This is a genomic window from Paenarthrobacter sp. RAF54_2, assembly GCF_052113945.1.
Lineage (GTDB): Bacteria > Actinomycetota > Actinomycetes > Actinomycetales > Micrococcaceae > Arthrobacter.
In genome coordinates, this window is record NZ_JBFRDV010000009.1 from 19161 (window position 1) to 36241 (window position 17081).

Below are 17081 nucleotides of genomic sequence, written 5' to 3' on the forward strand. Positions count from 1 at the left end.
CGCCGGCCCTTATCTGCGGCAATTGGTGTAAGTACACTGGAACGCATGACCGAGCAGGAACCGGCTGGGGTTACTGAAGTTATCGACCTCTCCCTGCGCACTCCGGCCCAGCGATCCCGTACTTTCATGGGGATCCTGGTGAACACCGCCCTGGCAAATATCACCACAAGCTATCTCTGGTTCGCCCTGACGTTCTGGGTTTATCTGGAAACGCGCAATGTGATTGCCACGGGGGTAGTCGGAGGAGCCTACATGCTGCTGATTGCGCTCTCCAGCATCAGCTTCGGGACGTTCGTGGACAGGTATCGCAAGCTTGCCATAATGCGCTTCGCCGCGGGGTTCACCCTGGTGATGTTCGTGCTGTCAGGAGTGTTGTTTCTCCTCATCCCCACGAGTCTTCTGCTGGACCTGACACAGCCGTGGTTCTGGGTCTTCACTCTGATCACCCTCGTGGGTGCCGTCGTGGAAAACCTTCGCAACATTGCCCTCTCCACCACCGTCACCATCCTTATCGAGCCTGATCGCCGGGCCAATGCCAATGGCATGGTGGGGATGGTGCAAGGGCTTATGTTCATTGTTACTTCGGTCCTGTCCGGATTGTCAGTGGGCCTGCTGGGCATGGGCTGGACCATTGTGGCTTCACTGGTTTTCACCGCGTTGGCGTTCGCACACCTACTCACTTTGCGAATGCCCGAAGAGGTGCAAGCGGCAGCCACTGACGCAAAGGGCGGTTTCGACTTCCGGGGGGTCGCTTGCCGCTGTGCTGGCTATCTCCGGGCTGTTTGCATTGATCATATTTTCCACGTTCAACAACTTCGTGGGCGGTGTGTACATGGCTTTGATGGATCCGTACGGATTGGAAATGTTCTCCGTTGAGATGTGGGGAACGTTCTTCGCCGTCGGCTCCACCGGATTCCTGGTGGGCGGTGCACTGGTAGGAAAGTTTGGGCTGGGCTCCAATCCCTTGCGGACCATGCTCATCGTTGTCGCCGCCATGGGGTTCCTTGGTGCAGTGTTCACCCTGCGCGAATGGGCGTGGCTCTACGTGGCTGGCATCTGGCTGTATCTGACCTTGGTTCCCATCGTGGAAGCCGCCGAGCAGACGGTCATCCAACAGGTGGTTCCCCTCAACCGGCAGGGCAGGGTATTCGGATTTGCCATGGCCTTCGAGTCCGCCGCAGCGCCGATCACAGCGTTCCTCATCGCCCCGCTCGCCCAGTTCTGGATCATCCCGTACGCCCGCTCCGCAGAGGGCGCCGCGCAACTGGAACCGCTGCTGGGTCAAGGTACGTCGCGCGGGATCGCCCTCGTGTTCCTGGTCTCCGGCATCATTCTCATTCTCGCGGCACTGATCGCGTTCCTGACGCCTGTTTACCGCAAGGTCTCGGCGTCATACGTGGAGACGGCATCCCAGTCGATGTGATGGCCGTAGAGCCAATCGAAGTTGTCGGCCGCCTTCCGGGCAAGTCCCCGGAAAATAGCGCGCATGGCCAGGTCCTGAAATACCCGGGTGAACTGATTCCTGACCTTGGGTTCTGAATTCCGGCGGCCCCATGCCACCACCGTCTCGGCACGCGGCCGGCGCTCCGCTTCGTACGCCGCAAACCTGGCAGGGAGGCTTCCCTCTGTGTCGTCCCTTGTGGCTCCCCGGAGGGCCCGACCAAGCGTAACGGCGTCCTCGATTGCCATGGACGCGCCCTGCCCCGAGGACGGGGAGGCGGCGTGAGCGGCATCGCCGACCAAGACCATCCTGCCGCGGTGCCAGCGGGGGACGCTGGGGAAGTCGAAGGTTGAATAGGGCTTGATGATGTCTTCCGTGGCGCGAATGAGGGCCGCCATCGGTGTCCGATCTCCGGCCACCAGCCCGGTCAGCCAATCCCTGAGTTCTTCCTGGCCCAGCAATGACGGATCGGAGCTGGAGCGCTGCAGAGGATTTGCGAACCACCAGATCCGGCCGTCCGGGCTGGGCATGTAACAGTAGAAGCAGCGCTTGCCGAACACCATCTTCATGCGCCCCGGAGGCACGCCCAGATCCACATCCTTGAGCGACAAGGCGGCAGTGTTGGCAGGAATGATGCCGCCCGTGTTGAGCAGCGGGATGGTGCGGGGTGCGGGCGAGGCGGGGTCGATCAGCGGCCGCACCGCCGAGCGCAGCCCGTCAGCCCCCACCAGCAGTTCGCCGCGCGCGGAGGTGCCGTCGTCGAAAACGGCCGTGACGCCGTCGGGCAGTTCCTCCACCGCTGTCAGCCGTCTGCCGTGCTCGATCCGGATCCCGCGGCGGACTGCCTCCTCGTGCAAGAGGGCGTATAGCTCCGAGCGGGTCATGGTCCGGGCCGTGGTGCCATCCGGGAGGGTGCCGCCGAAATCGAAATCGATCAGGTGGCGGCCCGTGCTGCCCAGGTACATGGACATGAGCGGGGTGCTGAAGCCCAGTTGCGAAGCTTCCTCCTTGAGGCCCAGAGTGTCCAGGGCGTCGAAACCGTTGACGGCGAGGGTGAGGAAGGCGCCGACACCCTCAGAAGGCCCCCTGTGCGCTTCAAAAACGGTGGCGGAGTGGCCGGCTTTCTGGAGTGACAGAGCGGTAGAAAGGCCGGCTACGCCGGATCCGATGACAAGACAATTCAACATGGGAGCTCCTGGGTAATTTATTTCGTTCGGTTAAAAGAAATATAATCCTGAGTGGTGGGCAGGTCAATCGTTTCGGTCAAGCGAAAGACTTTGCTAGCCTCGGAGGATGACGAATCAGGGGCAACGCGAAGCTCTGCTGGAAGCTGTTTATGCCTCGGGCAGGGAGCTGTCCACGGCCGCCATCATGTTCCACACCACACTGTCTGAACTGCGGGGCCTGTCGGCGACTGAGGGCAAGGCGATCGACATCCTGCTGCGCCACGGCCCAATGACGGCGGGTGAATTCGGTGAACACTCCGGGCTGGCCCCAGCATCGGTCACCGGACTCATGCAGCGACTCGAAAGCAAAGGCGTGGCCCGGCGAGTCAAGCACGGCGAGGACAAGCGGAAGGTCCTGATCGAGCTCGTCGGTGACCAGGTTGCCGCCGCTGCACCCTACTTCACCGATTTCATGGCCGGGATGGCCGCGCTGCTGGAAGGCTACAGCGACGACGAACTCCGGATCATCGCCGACTACTCAAGCAAGGCTGCCCGCGTCCAGCAGGAGGCGGCCGTTCGGCTGAGCCAGTGAGTTGGCCGGGGGACTTCCCCACCATGACCGTCGCCTTCTCAGAGGGTCCCTTTCAGTACCTGTAACGGCAGGGGCTCCCGCTCGCCGTCGTCAGCTGTTTTGCTGGAATGAATCGAACTTTGCCGCCGAGGAGACATTCTGCATGCGAATGAGGACGCAAACTCTGGTCGTGATCACGGCGCTGACCCTCGCCCTTACCGGGTGCACGACGGCTTCGGGCAGTCCAGCCACGACAAACACAGCGACGACGCCGCAGGAAACTGCCCGCACGGAGGAAACCCAAACGATGACAGCCAAAGAGACCCCCGAAGACACTCCAATCACCATCCAGATTGACGGACGGACCGTGAACGGAAGTCTGTCAGGGAACGCGACCGCCCGCTCACTGATTGACCAGTTTCCCCTGACGCTGTCCTTCACTGACTTTGGCGGGCAGGAGAAGCATGCTGAACTACCGGCGCCCTTGTCCCTCGACGGCGTTCCGGCCGGCGATGACGCTGATCCGCTGACGATCGGTTACTACGCGCCGGGCCAGACCCTGGTCCTCTACTACGAACCTGTGGGGCATTTCACCGGAATTGTACGGATTGGACACTTCGAGGACCTTGCGGCAATCCGTGATCGCAGCGGACGTTTCGAAGCCACCCTGAGCCTGAGGGACTGAACGCCAGCCGCCTATGGGACTGGCTCATGGCATCCGTGGAGGGGCGAAGCACAGAAGCCCGATGCCCGTCCCGCCGTTATCCGCGCCAAGGCGTCAGCCGCGGCCACCACCCCGGAACGTTGCGCCGGTACTCGAGGTACTGCTCGCCGTACGTCTCAGTGAGGGTGGGTTCCTCGTAACCCTTCACGAAAGTGACGACGGCGATGAGAAGCACCCCGGCGTAGACCACCAGCCACCAACTGCCGAAGAGCAGGGCTTGTCCGAGGATAATTGAGAGCACCGCGAGGTACATGGGATTGCGCACGAATCGATAAACCCCGGTCACGACCAGCGTCTGGGTCGGCGCAACCGGTGCGGGTGTTCCCCGGTGAAGGGCGAACAGCACGAAGGCGTGAAGCAGGAAAGCCACACCTAGGGTGATCGCGATCCAGGCGACGGGCACCACCAGCCACGCCACGCCGTCCCAGTCGTAAAGCCGCCATCCAGAGATGAGCCACGGGATGAGACCTGCCACGATGCCGGGCGCGAGGAAAAGGAAGACGATGGTCCCAATCCAGGCGCGCGTTGACTGACTCATGGCAGTCAGGTTAGTCCTCGGCTTGAGGGCCGGCGCAAGTTGCACCCCAGCGCAAGTCACGCCGCCAGCCAAGCCCCCGCCATTTTCGATCCTGCCAGGGCCGGCAGGGCGGGCAGGGACACCAGATCCGGATCCGCTGGGCCGGGATCAACACGAACCGGCAACTCGTGGAGCATCGCGTAGCCCTGGAGTTGTTCAAGTGCATCCGGCTCAATCATGGCCCCGGTAAGGTCCATCTCGACGTCCCTGCCGTCTGCCAGGCTGTTGGTGCGTTGGACGATTGGATAAAGCGCGTGGAGATTGGACGTGGTCACGTGACCGGTTGCTGCGATCTGGATCTGTGCTCCGTCAAGGTCGACTCGAACAACTACAGAGAGCTTCTCGCTGGTCAATATGCTGCCTTTCATCCGTTCGCTGCCACGCTGCAGCCACCCCAGCGTAGGCAGCAAATGTGATCTGCGCAACATCACGACGTGACCTTCCTCCCGAGCAGGCAGCAACTCCAGGTCATTTTCGCCTTCTGAACGTGCTTTCCCTGCGCTGTGGAATCTTGACTGAATCTTGAGATGACCCGGCGTCCTTCTTGAGGGCCCCGTCCCATGGTTGAACTATCAGCCAATGGAGTTGATGGGAACTTTCAGGAAGGACCACCGAAATGCCTGACCAGATCGCAGCCACGTCCCTGAATACCGGAGCTGCCCACGTGACGTCCGACCCCTTCCCGCACACAGCAGAGGCTGGCGGCCATGGCGGCGAAGTCCCCGGCCAGGCCCGTGCGGTCACGTCCATCCGCGAGCACTTCAACCCTCTGGGTATGGGGCTTCGGAGCATCTGGCCGCAGTCGGTGTGTGGTTTCTAGGAACATTTGAACTTTGACGGGTGGGCACCAAAGGTGCCCGCCCGTGGTCTTGTACTCATTCGAGTGGCACCATGGTGACAAGTCACAAAATAATAAGGAGGCTTGTCATCAAAGAGGAGATGAAGAAGGCCGCTGATGCGGCCGAGGAAGCCTCAAACTCACGTGGCCTGGAGACTGTTGCCAGGGCTGGTTATGCCGTCAGCGGACTCCTGCACTTACTCATAGGAGTTATTGCGTTTCAGCTCGCCTTTGGGCGCGGCGGTGAAGCGGACGTCAGTGGCGCCGTTGCCCAACTGGCCGCGCAACCGGTGGGTCCCATCCTGCTCTGGGCGTGCTTCGGCGCCTGCGCTGCCTTGGCCTTGTGGCAATTGGGCAACGCAACCCTCGGCTACCGCAGGAAGTCAGACAACAAGCCTTCCAAGCGGCTTTCCGCAGTTGGCCAGGCGATAGTCTTTGCGGGACTGGCGGCCACTATCCTCTCGTTCACCATGGGCAAGGGAAAAAACAGTCGGGAGTCGGCCAGCGATGTGACTGTGACCCTCATGAAAGCGCCATTCGGGATAGTCCTGCTTGTCGCAATTGGCGCCGGGATCATGATCACCGGCATCGTGTTCGCAGTGCGCGGCTTCATGAGGACTTTCGAGAAGGACCTGGCGCTGTCCTACAAAGAGCCGGCCCGAAAGTTCCAGTCGGGTGTTGGCGTTGTGGGCTACGTCGCCAAAGGCATAGCCCTGTTGCTCGTTGGCCTGCTGGTGGTCATTGCAGCAGTGCGCGTTCAGCCCGAGCAATCCACAGGACTTGATGGAAGCCTGCGGGCGTTAAGGGAGCAACCGTATGGCCCGTACCTCTTGGCAGCGGTTGCCGTTGGCCTGATCGCCTATGGGCTGTTCCTCATGGTGAAGGCCAAAACGCTGCGGACCTAGCCCTCACAGCGCGTTTAGAGTCGATAGTGCCTGGGTACAGCCAACGGTAGCGTCGAATGCCGGGAATCAGACATCTGAGAAAGGCCAGAACCATGACTCAAGCCGACCCAAGCGGACAGCAAGCAAACGGGGATCATCGCCTTACTTCGGCGCCCAAGGATCCCCGGAGCGGATATCACTCCGAGGAATTTCCCCAGCAGGAACAGGAACAGCCTGGCCTGACCAAGCCCTTGAACCCCCAGCCCGATCACGGTGAATCCAGCTATGTTGGGCACGGTCGCCTCCAAGGCAAGAAAGCCCTGATCACTGGGGGTGACTCAGGCATCGGCGCTGCTGTGGCCATAGCATATGCCCGCGAAGGTGCCGACGTCGCCATCAGCTACCTTCCGGAGGAAGAGGAAGACGCGAAGTCGACGGCGGAATGGATCCGTGAGTGCGGAGCGCAGGCTTTGTTATTGCCAGGAGACGCGCGCGACGAAAAGTTTGCGGCCGAGATTGTGGAGCGCACAGTACAGGAGCTTGGCGGGCTCAACGTCGTGGTCCTGAACGCTGCGTACCAAAAGAACCGTGAGGGCTTGGAAACCATCCCCACCGAGGAATTTGATCGGGTCTTCAAAACCAACCTGTACTCACTGATCTGGACTGCACAAGCTGCGATTCCCCATCTCCGCCCGGGAGCTTCGATCATCGTCACGGCGTCCATTCAGGCCTTTAATCCTTCCGTCCAGCTGGTGGACTATGCCATGACCAAGGCCGCCCAGGTAGCCTTCACCAAAGCCATGGCCGAGGAACTCGGTCCCAAAGGAATCCGCGTCAACGCCGTGGCCCCGGGACCGATTTGGACGCCGTTGATTCCCGCTACCGAGTGGCCGGACAAGCTTCCAACGTTTGGTCAGGACACGCCACTGGGTCGCGCCGGACAACCGGCTGAGCTGGCGCCGGCCTATGTGCTCCTTGCATCTGACGAAGGCTCCTATATTTCTGGAGCTGTGCTGCCGGTGACCGGCGGCAAGGGTCTCTGACCCAGGACAGGAAAGGGTATGCGCGCATGATTGCTGTACTGGTAATCGACATGCAGAACGCCTTTTTTGAGGAACCGGCCCTGAAGCGGCGTCAGGAAGAAGTTGTTGCCGCCTGCAACTCGTTGACCAGCGCAGCGCGCGAGGCAGGGGCAAACGTCCTCTTGGTTGGCACCCAGCACGAGCGGGACAAATCCACATGGAGCCTGAACATGCTGGACGATGACCAAGGATTCATCTTCAGGGGAAGTGAGCAGGCCAGCTTCGTACCTGGCCTGGTGACCGCCGAATTCCCGCAGATGGTCAAAACCCGCGACAGCGCGTTCGTTGGTACGGACTTAGGGATGCGCCTCAGGAACTGGGGTGTGGAAACCGTCATTCTGGCTGGGGTTTCGGCCCACAACTGCATCGCGCAGACCGCTGCTGACGCTTTCGCCCATAACATCCGGGTGATTTACGCGGCTGAAGCCGTGGCAACAGAGAACCCGGAGGCCGCCGAGGCAGTCCTCCGGGTTCTTACCCGTGAATATCGTCAGAAGGTTTTGCCACTCGACGAGGTGCTGAAACTCTTGAAGGGCCCCTGACTGGACTCGATGGGAATCCACAGTTGCCCGCTCCCGCGGGTGCCATCCGGATCCGGCCTAACACTGAGCAGTTCGGGGCCGCGTGCCCAAAAGTAAGGGTTGGCCGGGAACCACTCAGTAGCAGCGTCCGCCCACATGCGCTGCAGGACATCCGGGAATCTTCCTTCCGTTTCGAACACCACCCATTGGCCAGCGGGGATGTCCAAGCGCTCGAAACCTTCCGGAGCGGGTTTGGTTGAAGCCACCGCGTGCCAATAGTCCAGCTCACTGCCTTCGCGGCGCCCTTCGTCAATCTTGTCCGTTACGGACAGGGGCCCCGATGGCTCGACGTCGGCCAGCGCCATCAGTCGCTTTGTCGCATCCGGGTCAATGCTGCGTTGAAATTCGATGATTGCAGCGTTAGGACCTTCGTGGACCAGCGGAACCCGGGCTCTGAGGCCGATCAGATGAAAGGCCTCCTTGTTGACTATTCGGTGCTTCATGACAGTATTCCCTTCAATGCGGAGGTGGAACCTCAACTGAGGCTGGGAATGGAGGACTGCGCCAGGTTGCCGTGCTTCTGAGGGAGTCAGCCCATGCATGGCCTTAAAGGCACGTGTGAATGCCTCGGGCGATCCATATCCGTAGCGGAGGGCAACATCCAATACCGTTCCGCCGGCGATGATCTCTGCGGTGGCGGACGTAAGGCGGCGTCGACGAATGTACTCCGAAATCGGAATGCCAGCCAAGGAGGCAAACATCCTCCTGAAGTGATATTCAGACGTCAATGCCGTTTGCGCCAACATGCTGACCTCCACCGATTCGGTAAGGTCCTGCTCGATGAGCTCAAGCGCCCTCGTCCATTCCTGCACTGTCCCTCCATTCCTGACCATCACGCTACGGTGGCGGCTCAGTCGCTGCCCCGACTATCCATGCCCGAAAATATCAGGCTCCGATATCAACCCCACGAGGATCAGGACCAGGTCAACGGATTTCGCAATGCCAGGACCCCGGCAAAGCAAGAACCCGGAGGCTGCAACTGCAGTCTCCGGGTTCTTGTGGTTATCAGGACCTTGCGGATGCCTGAATATTAGGGATGTCCTGAGCCGGAAGCTTCGTCATCCGGCTCGGACGAGAACGGCCTGTCCTCGGGGGTGTCTTCCGTGTTGCGCTCGTCGAGCTCCGCATCCGCGGAAGGGACGGTCTTCTCGGCGTAGTCGCCTGCGGTGTAGTCCCCGCCAGCGTCTTCCTTCAGGGCCTCAGGAGATGCACCGGCAGCGCCGTAATCACCTTCTGCATACTGACCCTCAAGGTCGTCCTGGTTGGTGTTGGGCGTGGTTTCTTCAGCCATGGTGGGCGCGACGTCCCCCTGTGGCCAGGCCGTAAATCAGCAGAACGACAATGGATCCGCCAATGGCCAGTAGCCACGTCCGAATGGCGAAGAATTGTGTCAGTCCCTCGCCGAAGATCAGGCCACCGATCCAGCCGCCCAACAGGGCGCCAACGACGCCGAGCAGCAAGGTAACGAACCAGCCTCCTCCTTGGCGTCCGGGAAGAATAAGCTTTGCGATAGCCCCAGCCAAAAGGCCGAGCAAAAGAAAACCAAAGAAACCCATTTTTGCTCCTACTTTCTTGTTGATGGAAATTCCATGAACTCGGTGAAGCGGTTCCGTTCATCGGTTGTCAGTTCCAGCGGATAAGTGCTGTAACAGGGCCATATGAGGCCCAGTGGAATATGGGGCGGGACGTTATTTTGCAAACGCCTGTTTCAAACGTCGTTGAATTTATCAAGTGCAGCCAAAAGCACTCATGTCCAAGGGGCCGGACCGTAGTACTACAACAGCAACGCTAGCTGGTCCCGGGAACAACAGCAAGTAACCTTGCTATTTTGCCGGTCTAGGATTCCTGCCCCTCGGACGGGGGTGGTGTGGCCTTGAAATCCGGCTACTTATCGCCGAAGGCGTCCTTCGCGGCGTCCTTGACGTGCTCGCCAGCCTGCTTCACATTGGCCGACGCTTGGTCGCCCGCGCCCTCGGCCTGGAGGTCCCTGTCGCCAGTGGCTTCGCCGGTCTTTTCCTTGACCTTGCCCGTTGCTTCTTCCGTGGCATTCTTGATCTTGTCATCCAGTCCCATGGTTTTCACTCCTCGGGTTGCCATGTGGTTGTGGCCTGCGGGTTTTCCGCTGGTTGGCATTAAAGTTTAGTCCTCTTTTCGAATTCAGCAAATGAACGTTAACCCACCATCCTGAATGTGCGCGTGACAGCAGGTGAAGGCCGGACTAGTGTCGTAGGAAAAGCACCTCGAAAGGAGTGGGTCCTGTGAAAGGGAAAGCATTGTTCGCCGCCGGCATTGCTGTTGGCTACGTATGGGGGTCCAAGTCCTGGCCGGAGGTGTACCGGCGGGTTCGTGGAGGCGCCCAAAAGGTTTGGAAGAACCCGGAGGTTCAGGAGAACGTCCATCAGGCCACTGAAACCGTCCAGGAATCAGTCCCTGACATCCTGGACAATCTGTACGCAGCGGGCAAGAAGCTCCTGGAGAAGGCGGAGACGATGTTTCCGGGCATCTTGGAGTCGAAGTCCGGGCCGCACGCCAACTCCAGCACCGGCTCCTCTGCTTCTGCTTCCGCTCCGGCTTCTACCTCGACGCCTCCAGTCAGGCCGGACGTAGTATCCGATCCTGCCCTCGATGACAACACAGGAAGCGATTGGACCGACGAAGGCGGTGCAGCGCCGGAAGGGCCGGCGACCAATACGCCGGCCAAGCCCTGACCCCCTGGCGACAAGCCTCAGGGTTCGCGTGCCCGCGGGTTCCTCTTGCCCGCAAGGCCCATCCCGCCGTCGAGCGTTGCTTGTTGAGCGTCGAGCGTTATTTGGTGCGCTCGACGGCTTTCAGGATGGCTTCGCCAAGTTCGCGTGGCTTGGTGAACTGTGGCCAGTGACCGGTGGGTAGGTCGATGTAGTCCACGTCCCGAATCCGCGCGAGTTCGGCCGTGAACGGGTGCCCGGCGTCCATCCATTCCTGAAGCAGTGATGACGGGAACTGTCAGGCGATGATGGTGGCCGGCACATCGTAGCGCCGAACGTCGTGAAGGTGTTGTTGGTCGAAGGCGACGCCCTTGGGTTCCGGAATGGCCCGTGCGCGGAAGGCTTCCTTGAGCTCATCGGTCAGGTCGATGAGGTCCGCGTCTTCAAAGCCTTCCCAAGGTGGGAGCGGGATTTCGTCGCCGTCCTCGGGCAGTTCGTCATTGATCACGCCGCCCTCGCCGAGCGGGCCGCTGTCCACATAGACGGCCCTGTCTACGCGGTCCGGGCGGGCGTCAACCGCGCCGTGGATGATGGCGCCGCCGCCTGAATGGCCCACCAGGACCACATTGCCGCCAAGGGAGTCCACCTTGTCCACCACGGCGTCGATGTGTGTCCGAAGGCCAATCCCGGCGCGAGGGGCATCAGCGGACTCCAGTCCGGGAAGCGTGAGGGGGTGAACCGTGTGTCCAGCTGCCACAAGCGGCGGCGTGACCTCCGCCCACGATGACGCGTCCAACCAGAAACCAGGTACAAGGATGATGTCCATGCCGGTACCCTACGGGAGTCCACGGGAAGGATGCACTCATTTTTGCTGGATCATCCGATGATCCAGCAGAATTTACGCCTTCCCTGTCAGCTTCCCAAGGCAACGTGCCATTGCCCTCGCCCGCGAGTCCGGAGTACGGGCCTTGAGTAACTGCAGGATGATGAGGTACCGCTCTGTCTTCCCGAGACGCTCGAAGGCCTCGCCGGCCGCTGGGTTACCGGCCAACGCCGCTGCAAGGTCTTCCGGGACCTCCGCGTTGGCCTGCGAAACATAGGCGGCTTCCCAGCGGCCATCAGCCTTTGCAGCGTTGATCTCAGCCAACCCGGCGGGATGCATTCGCCCGGATTCGATCAGCGCCTCCGCCTTCCCAACGTTCACCTGCGACCACGAGCTCCGAGCCCGGCGGCGAGAGTAGCGCTGCAGGAAAGTCGCTTCGTCATTTCCTTTGCGCTGTCCGTCGATCCAGCCGAAACATAGGGCACCGTCCAGGGCCTCCCGGATGCTGAGTAGTTCGGCACCGGCGTTCTTCTTGCCGATCACGAGCCAGGCTTCGGCGCTTGTTTGGTGGTGCGCGGCGAGCCACGACTCCCATTCGGAACCGTTGGCAAACCTGAGCAGCTGGAGCTCGTTCTTTTCCGGCACGTACTTCCTTCCAGTGCTTTGGGGCTAAGAACAACCACTATGGCCGGACGAATGTGTTTGGGGAAAGGGGTTGACGGCTTGCTCTTCAAGGGCAATAGTTATCGTATACGATTTCGTACTCGATAGATGTTCGATCAGGAGGAGGCGCCGTGACATTGGAGTTTCGGACCGAGGAAGTCAGCCAAGACATGCTGGCCCGTACGCGCAAAGTCATTGCCGTCCATATCAATTACCCTAGCCGTGCTGCCCAGCGCGGACGCACCCCTGGGCAGCCGTCGTACTTCTTGAAGCCACCATCTTCCCTGGCGCTTGGTTCCGCGGACGCTCCGGGCATCGTTGAGCGCCCGGCCGGCTGCGAACTTCTTGGATATGAAGGCGAAATCGCCCTCGTCATTGGTAAGTCAGCCCGCCGCGTTGGCCTCGAGGACGCGTGGAGCCACGTCGAGTGGGTGACCGCTTCCAACGATCTGGGTGTATACGACCTCCGCTACGCAGACAAGGGCTCCAACGTCCGGTCCAAGGGCGGCGATGGGTTCACGCCTGTGGGGCCCTTGCTGATCCCTGCCGACGCCGTTGATCCCACAGAGTTGCGGATTCGCACCTGGCACAACAGCGACATCGTCCAGGATGACACCACCGAGGACCTGCTGTTCCCGTTTACGCAACTCGTCGCGGACCTCTCCCAGTTGCTCACGCTCGAAGAGGGCGACATTATCCTCACCGGCACCCCTGCCGGCGCGTCGGTCGCCAAGCCGGGTGACGTCGTCGAAATTGAGGTCAGTGGCGGCGGTTTCAGCAGCGGCCGCCTGACCACCAAAGTAACGGAAGGTACGACGCCGTTCGCGGACTTTGGTGCCAAGCCCAAGACTGATGACACCCAGCGGGAAGAGGCGTTCGGATCGCGTGAAGCGGCGGGCCTGCCTGCTGACGTCTCCGTCCTGACGCCCGAGCTGAAGGCGAAGCTGGAAAGCGTCGCAACAGCCACGCTTTCTTCCCAGCTCCGCAAGCGCGGACTGAACAACGTGAGCATCGACGGCCTGCAGGCCACGCGCCCGGACCGCAAGGTGGTTGGACTGGCTCGGACCCTGCGCTATGTGCCCAACCGCGAGGATCTGTTCAAGACCCACGGCGGGGGATTCAATGCACAGAAACGCGCGATCGACTCCGTGAATGAAGGCGAAATCCTCGTGATGGAGGCCCGCGGTGAGAAGGGCACCGGCACTGTTGGCGACATCCTCGCCCTCCGGGCCCAGGTCCGCGGAGCCGCTGCGATCATCACCGACGGTGGCGTCCGCGACTACTCCGCAGTGGCCGATCTGGAGATGCCAACGTATTTCGCGAATCCGCACCCGGCAGTCCTGGGACGCCGGCACATTCCTTGGGATACAGACATCACCATTGCCTGCGGTGGTGCAACAGTTCAGCCGGGAGACATCATCGTTGCCGATTCGGACGGCATCCTGGTGATCCCGCCGGCCATCGCGGAAGAACTGGTGGATGACTGCATCCAGCAGGAAAAGGAAGAAGCGTTCATCTTCCAGATGGTCAAGGAAGGCAACAGTGTTGATGGTTTGTACCCCATGAACAAGGAGTGGCAGGCCAGGTTTACTGATTGGCAGAGCCGGCAAGGAGCCCAAAGTGACTGAAACCGCCGTCGAAAGCGCCGCTGCACAAAGCAAGTCCCAACAGGCGTATACCGCCGTCAAGGCCAGGATCGTGGAAGGCATCTACACGCCGGGTTACCGGCTGGTGCTCGCAAAGATCGCCGAGGACCTGGGCTTCAGCGTGGTCCCCGTGCGGGAAGCGATCCGCCGCTTGGAGGCCGAAGGCCTGGTGAAGTTCGAGCGGAACGTTGGTGCCACCGTCTCCGGAATTGATCCCACCGAGTATTTGTACACGATGCAGACGCTGAGCATTGTGGAGGGTGCCGCCACTGCGTTGTCCGCGCCGTTGATTGATTCCGTTGCGATTGCGCGGGCCCGCGCCGTGAACGAGGAAATGCGGGAATGCCTGGAGCACTTCGATCCCGTTCGTTTCACAGCATTGAACCAGGACTTCCACAGCGTCCTCTTTGAACACTGCCCGAATCCGCACATTCTTGATCTGGTCCACCGCGGATGGAACCGGCTCGCGTCGCTCCGCTCCTCGACGTTCCGCTTCGTTCCCGGCCGCGCGCAGGAATCGGTGCGGGAACACGAGGCGTTGCTGCAGCTCATCGAGTCTGGAGCGGACGCCGACACCATCGAACACGCCGCCCGCCGGCACCGCGCCGCAACACTGGACGCGTACCTCGCCACTACCAACTAAAGCAACGCGGGGTCACTTATGGCCCCCAAACGCACTCAACATGGGCCATAAGTGACCCCGCGTTGGATGAAAAAGGAAGACAACGATGACGACCCCTGTAGAAACATCAGCAAAGCATCACGTGCCGGAGAACCTCCCCACGCACATCCAGCACTTCATCAACGGCGAGTTCGTTGACTCCGTTTCCGGGAAGACTTTTGACGTCCTGGACCCGGTATCCAACGGAAATTACGCCACAGCAGCCGCTGGCCAGAAGGAAGACATCGACCTCGCCGTGGCCGCCGCCCGTGAAGCGTTCGTCAATGGCCCGTGGCCGAGGATGAAGCCGCGCGAACGCGCCCGTGTGCTGAACAAAATCGCCGACGCCGTGGAGGCCCAGGAAGAGCGCCTGGCCGAACTGGAGACCTTTGATACCGGCCTGCCGATCACCCAATCCAAGGGTCAGGCGTTGCGTTCAGCCGAGAACTTCCGCTTCTTCGCGGACCTGATCGTGGCACAGTTCGATGACGCCATGAAGGTCCCCGGCTCACAGATCAACTACGTGAACCGCAAGCCAATCGGCGTCGCGGGCTTGATCACGCCGTGGAACACCCCGTTCATGCTGGAGTCCTGGAAGCTCGCTCCCGCACTGGCCACCGGCAACACCGTGGTCCTCAAGCCTGCCGAGTTCACGCCTTTGTCCGCGTCACTATGGGCGCAGATCTTCAAGGATGCTGGCCTTCCCGACGGCGTGTTCAACCTGGTCAACGGCCTGGGCGAAGAAGCCGGTGACGCACTGGTGAAGCACCCTGACGTGCCGCTGATCTCCTTCACCGGTGAGACCACCACGGGCCAGACGATTTTCCGCAATGCGGCAGCCAACCTCAAAGGCCTGTCCATGGAGCTCGGCGGGAAGTCCCCGTGCGTCGTGTTCGCCGATGCCGATCTGGACGCCGCCATCGACTCCGCGCTGTTCGGTGTCTTTTCCCTCAACGGCGAACGCTGCACCGCCGGCTCACGCATCCTGGTCGAACGGGCCATCTACGATGAATTCTGTGAAAAGTACGCTGCCCGTGCCAAGAACATCGTGGTCGGGGACCCGCACGATCCCAAGACCCAAGTAGGTGCGCTGGTCCACCCCGAGCACTACGAGAAAGTGGCGTCGTACGTGGAGATCGGCAAGTCGGAAGGCCGGCTGCTTGCCGGTGGCGGCCGACCCGACCACCTGCCCGAAGGCAACTACATCGCACCCACGGTGTTTGCCGACGTCGCGCCTGATGCGCGGATCTTCCAGGAGGAAATCTTCGGTCCCGTTGTGGCCATCACGCCGTTCGAGAACGACGACGAAGCCCTCGCCTTGGCGAACAACACCAAGTACGGCCTGGCGGCCTACATCTGGACGCAGAACCTGACCCGTGCCCACAACTTCTCACAGAACGTCGAAGCCGGCATGGTGTGGCTCAACAGCCACAACGTCCGCGACCTCCGCACCCCGTTTGGTGGTGTCAAAGCTTCCGGTTTGGGCCACGAAGGCGGCTACCGCTCGATCGATTTCTACACCGATCAGCAGGCCGTCCACATCACCCTCGGCTCCGTGCACACCCCCAAGTTCGGCAGCATCGACGACTCCGCTTCCGCGGGCGACAGCTAACACCTCCCCTTTCAACGAAGAGAGACCATCATGAGCAACCCCTTCACTGGCCCCATCCCCACCCCCACGGTCCCGGCCCCGGATATCGTCCGCTGCGCCTACCTTGAACTCGTGGTCACGGATCTCGCCAAGTCCCGTGCGTTCTACGTTGACCTTCTGGGACTGCATGTCACAGAGGAGGACGAGAACACCATCTACCTGCGCTCCTTCGAGGAGTTCATCCACCACAACCTGGTCCTCCGCAAGGGACCGGTCGCCGCCGCCGCTGCCTTCGCCTACCGCGTGAAGTCCCCGGCCGAGGTGGACGCTGCCGAGGCCTATTACCGCGAACTCGGGTGCCGGGTGGAGCGCCGCAAGGAAGGCTTCACCAAGGGAGTGGGCGACTCCGTCCGGGTGGAGGACCCGCTGGGCTTCCCGTACGAGTTCTTCTACGACGTGGAGCACGTGGAGCGCCTCACCCAGCGCTACGACCTCTACTCCGCCGGCGAACTGGTCCGCCTTGACCATTTCAACCAGGTCACCCCGGACGTGCCGCGCGGCCGTAAGTACCTGGAGGACCTCGGCTTCCGCGTCTCCGAAGACATCAAGGACTCCGACGGCGTCACGTACGCCGCCTGGATGCACCGCAAACAGACCGTGCACGACACCGCCCTGACCGGCGGCAACGGACCCCGCCTGCACCACATCGCTTTCTCGACCCACGAGAAGCACAACATCATCCAAATCTGCGACAAAATGGGCGCCCTGCGCATCTCCGACCGCATAGAACGCGGCCCAGGACGCCACGGCGTGTCCAACGCGTTCTACCTCTACATCCTGGACCCGGATGGCCACCGCGTGGAGATCTACACCCAGGACTACTACACCGGCGATCCGGACAACCCCACCGTCACGTGGGACGTCCATGACAACCAGCGCCGCGACTGGTGGGGCAACCCCGTGGTCCCGTCCTGGTACACCGAGGCCTCCCTGGTCCTGGACCTCGACGGCAACCCCCAGCCCGTCATCGAACGCGAAGAGAAGTCCGAAATGGCCGTCACCGTAGGCGCTGACGGATTCTCCTACACTCGTCCCTCCGGATCATCCGCCGAGGCTGCTGAAGGTTTCAAACTGGGGGCGCAGGTCTAA

At 61.3% G+C, this 17081-nt stretch carries 19 protein-coding genes and 2 pseudogenes; 12 read left to right on the top strand and 9 right to left on the bottom strand.

All coding sequences use genetic code 11. From position 1 onward, the window contains the following. The first annotated feature begins 45 nt into the window (after positions 1–45). Positions 46–1423, top strand: a pseudogene (locus AB4Y87_RS10955) (MFS transporter). Here AB4Y87_RS10955 and AB4Y87_RS10960 read toward each other — a convergent pair. Then, entirely contained in the window at positions 1372–2628 is a 1257-nt protein-coding gene (locus AB4Y87_RS10960) for an FAD-dependent oxidoreductase (RefSeq protein WP_442004371.1), read from the bottom strand. The pseudogene AB4Y87_RS10955 and the gene AB4Y87_RS10960 overlap by 52 nt on opposite strands. A 106-nt stretch (positions 2629–2734) precedes the next feature. Here AB4Y87_RS10960 and AB4Y87_RS10965 point away from each other — a divergent pair, with 106 nt between their 5' ends. Together AB4Y87_RS10965 and AB4Y87_RS10970 are read left to right on the top strand one after the other, a co-directional pair. Beyond that, on the top strand, positions 2735–3199 hold the full coding sequence (locus AB4Y87_RS10965) for a MarR family transcriptional regulator (RefSeq protein WP_442004372.1): 465 nt from the start codon (positions 2735–2737) through the stop codon (positions 3197–3199). 148 nt (positions 3200–3347) lie between these two features. Continuing rightward, on the top strand, positions 3348–3863 hold the full coding sequence (locus AB4Y87_RS10970) for a cyclophilin-like fold protein (RefSeq protein WP_442004373.1): 516 nt from the start codon (positions 3348–3350) through the stop codon (positions 3861–3863). 76 nt (positions 3864–3939) lie between these two features. On the opposite strand, the gene AB4Y87_RS10975 is transcribed toward AB4Y87_RS10970, so the two are convergent. Both AB4Y87_RS10975 and AB4Y87_RS10980 read right to left on the bottom strand, forming a co-directional pair. After that, positions 3940–4440 carry a methyltransferase family protein gene (locus AB4Y87_RS10975; protein WP_442004374.1) on the bottom strand — a complete coding sequence of 167 codons (501 nt, stop codon included), beginning with the start codon at positions 4438–4440 and terminating at the stop codon, positions 3940–3942. Between the two features lie 56 nt (positions 4441–4496). Then, a complete protein-coding gene (locus AB4Y87_RS10980; RefSeq protein ID WP_442004375.1) occupies positions 4497–4832 on the bottom strand; it encodes a hypothetical protein in 336 nt (111 codons plus the stop codon). 263 nt (positions 4833–5095) lie between these two features. Here AB4Y87_RS10980 and AB4Y87_RS10985 point away from each other — a divergent pair, with 263 nt between their 5' ends. The 4 genes from AB4Y87_RS10985 (at position 5096) to AB4Y87_RS11000 (ending at position 7825) form a co-directional block, all read left to right on the top strand. After that, positions 5096–5299, top strand: a complete 204-nt coding sequence (locus AB4Y87_RS10985; protein WP_442004376.1) for a hypothetical protein — start codon at positions 5096–5098, stop codon at positions 5297–5299. Positions 5300–5418: 119 nt separating this feature from the next. Next, positions 5419–6222, top strand: coding sequence for a DUF1206 domain-containing protein (locus AB4Y87_RS10990; protein ID WP_442004377.1), 804 nt, complete (start codon positions 5419–5421; stop codon positions 6220–6222). Positions 6223–6314: 92 nt separating this feature from the next. Beyond that, a complete protein-coding gene (locus tag AB4Y87_RS10995) occupies positions 6315–7244 on the top strand; it encodes an SDR family oxidoreductase (protein ID WP_442004378.1) in 930 nt (309 codons plus the stop codon). Between the two features lie 26 nt (positions 7245–7270). Beyond that, positions 7271–7825 (top strand): cysteine hydrolase family protein, encoded by a 555-nt coding sequence (locus tag AB4Y87_RS11000; RefSeq protein WP_442004379.1) that lies wholly within the window; start codon positions 7271–7273, stop codon positions 7823–7825. Here the strand turns inward: AB4Y87_RS11000 and AB4Y87_RS11005 are convergent. From AB4Y87_RS11005 to AB4Y87_RS11020, 4 genes are all read right to left on the bottom strand, one after another. Further along, a complete protein-coding gene (locus AB4Y87_RS11005) occupies positions 7774–8676 on the bottom strand; it encodes an AraC family transcriptional regulator (protein ID WP_442004380.1) in 903 nt (300 codons plus the stop codon). The genes AB4Y87_RS11000 and AB4Y87_RS11005 overlap by 52 nt on opposite strands. 218 nt (positions 8677–8894) lie before the next feature. Then, complete coding sequence (locus AB4Y87_RS11010) at positions 8895–9155, bottom strand: hypothetical protein (RefSeq protein WP_442004381.1); 261 nt, start codon at positions 9153–9155, stop codon at positions 8895–8897. Next, on the bottom strand, positions 9148–9420 hold the full coding sequence (locus tag AB4Y87_RS11015; RefSeq protein WP_442004382.1) for a GlsB/YeaQ/YmgE family stress response membrane protein: 273 nt from the start codon (positions 9418–9420) through the stop codon (positions 9148–9150). Before AB4Y87_RS11015 ends, AB4Y87_RS11010 begins: the two co-directional genes overlap by 8 nt. A gap of 328 nt (positions 9421–9748) precedes the next feature. Continuing rightward, entirely contained in the window at positions 9749–9937 is a 189-nt protein-coding gene (locus AB4Y87_RS11020; RefSeq protein WP_442004383.1) for a CsbD family protein, read from the bottom strand. Positions 9938–10122: 185 nt separating this feature from the next. On the opposite strand from AB4Y87_RS11020, the gene AB4Y87_RS11025 reads away from it, so the two are divergent. Beyond that, positions 10123–10572 (top strand): hypothetical protein, encoded by a 450-nt coding sequence (locus AB4Y87_RS11025; protein WP_442004384.1) that lies wholly within the window; start codon positions 10123–10125, stop codon positions 10570–10572. A gap of 97 nt (positions 10573–10669) precedes the next feature. On the opposite strand, the pseudogene AB4Y87_RS11030 reads toward AB4Y87_RS11025, so the two are convergent. Together AB4Y87_RS11030 and AB4Y87_RS11035 are read right to left on the bottom strand one after the other, a co-directional pair. Next, a pseudogene (locus AB4Y87_RS11030) lies at positions 10670–11374 on the bottom strand (alpha/beta fold hydrolase). 72 nt (positions 11375–11446) lie between these two features. Further along, positions 11447–12016 carry a YdeI/OmpD-associated family protein gene (locus AB4Y87_RS11035; protein WP_442004385.1) on the bottom strand — a complete coding sequence of 190 codons (570 nt, stop codon included), beginning with the start codon at positions 12014–12016 and terminating at the stop codon, positions 11447–11449. Between the two features lie 149 nt (positions 12017–12165). Here AB4Y87_RS11035 and AB4Y87_RS11040 point away from each other — a divergent pair, with 149 nt between their 5' ends. The 4 genes from AB4Y87_RS11040 (at position 12166) to hpaD (ending at position 17081) form a co-directional block, all read left to right on the top strand. Further along, complete coding sequence (locus AB4Y87_RS11040) at positions 12166–13662, top strand: fumarylacetoacetate hydrolase family protein (protein ID WP_442004386.1); 1497 nt, start codon at positions 12166–12168, stop codon at positions 13660–13662. Then, entirely contained in the window at positions 13655–14323 is a 669-nt protein-coding gene (locus AB4Y87_RS11045; protein ID WP_442004387.1) for a GntR family transcriptional regulator, read from the top strand. The genes AB4Y87_RS11040 and AB4Y87_RS11045 overlap by 8 nt, the downstream gene beginning before the upstream one ends. Positions 14324–14408: 85 nt before the next feature. Continuing rightward, positions 14409–15953 (top strand): 5-carboxymethyl-2-hydroxymuconate semialdehyde dehydrogenase, encoded by a 1545-nt coding sequence (gene hpaE, locus AB4Y87_RS11050; protein ID WP_442004388.1) that lies wholly within the window; start codon positions 14409–14411, stop codon positions 15951–15953. 30 nt (positions 15954–15983) lie between these two features. Next, positions 15984–17081: a 3,4-dihydroxyphenylacetate 2,3-dioxygenase gene (gene hpaD, locus AB4Y87_RS11055; protein ID WP_442004389.1), complete on the top strand. Its 1098-nt coding sequence runs from the start codon at positions 15984–15986 to the stop codon at positions 17079–17081.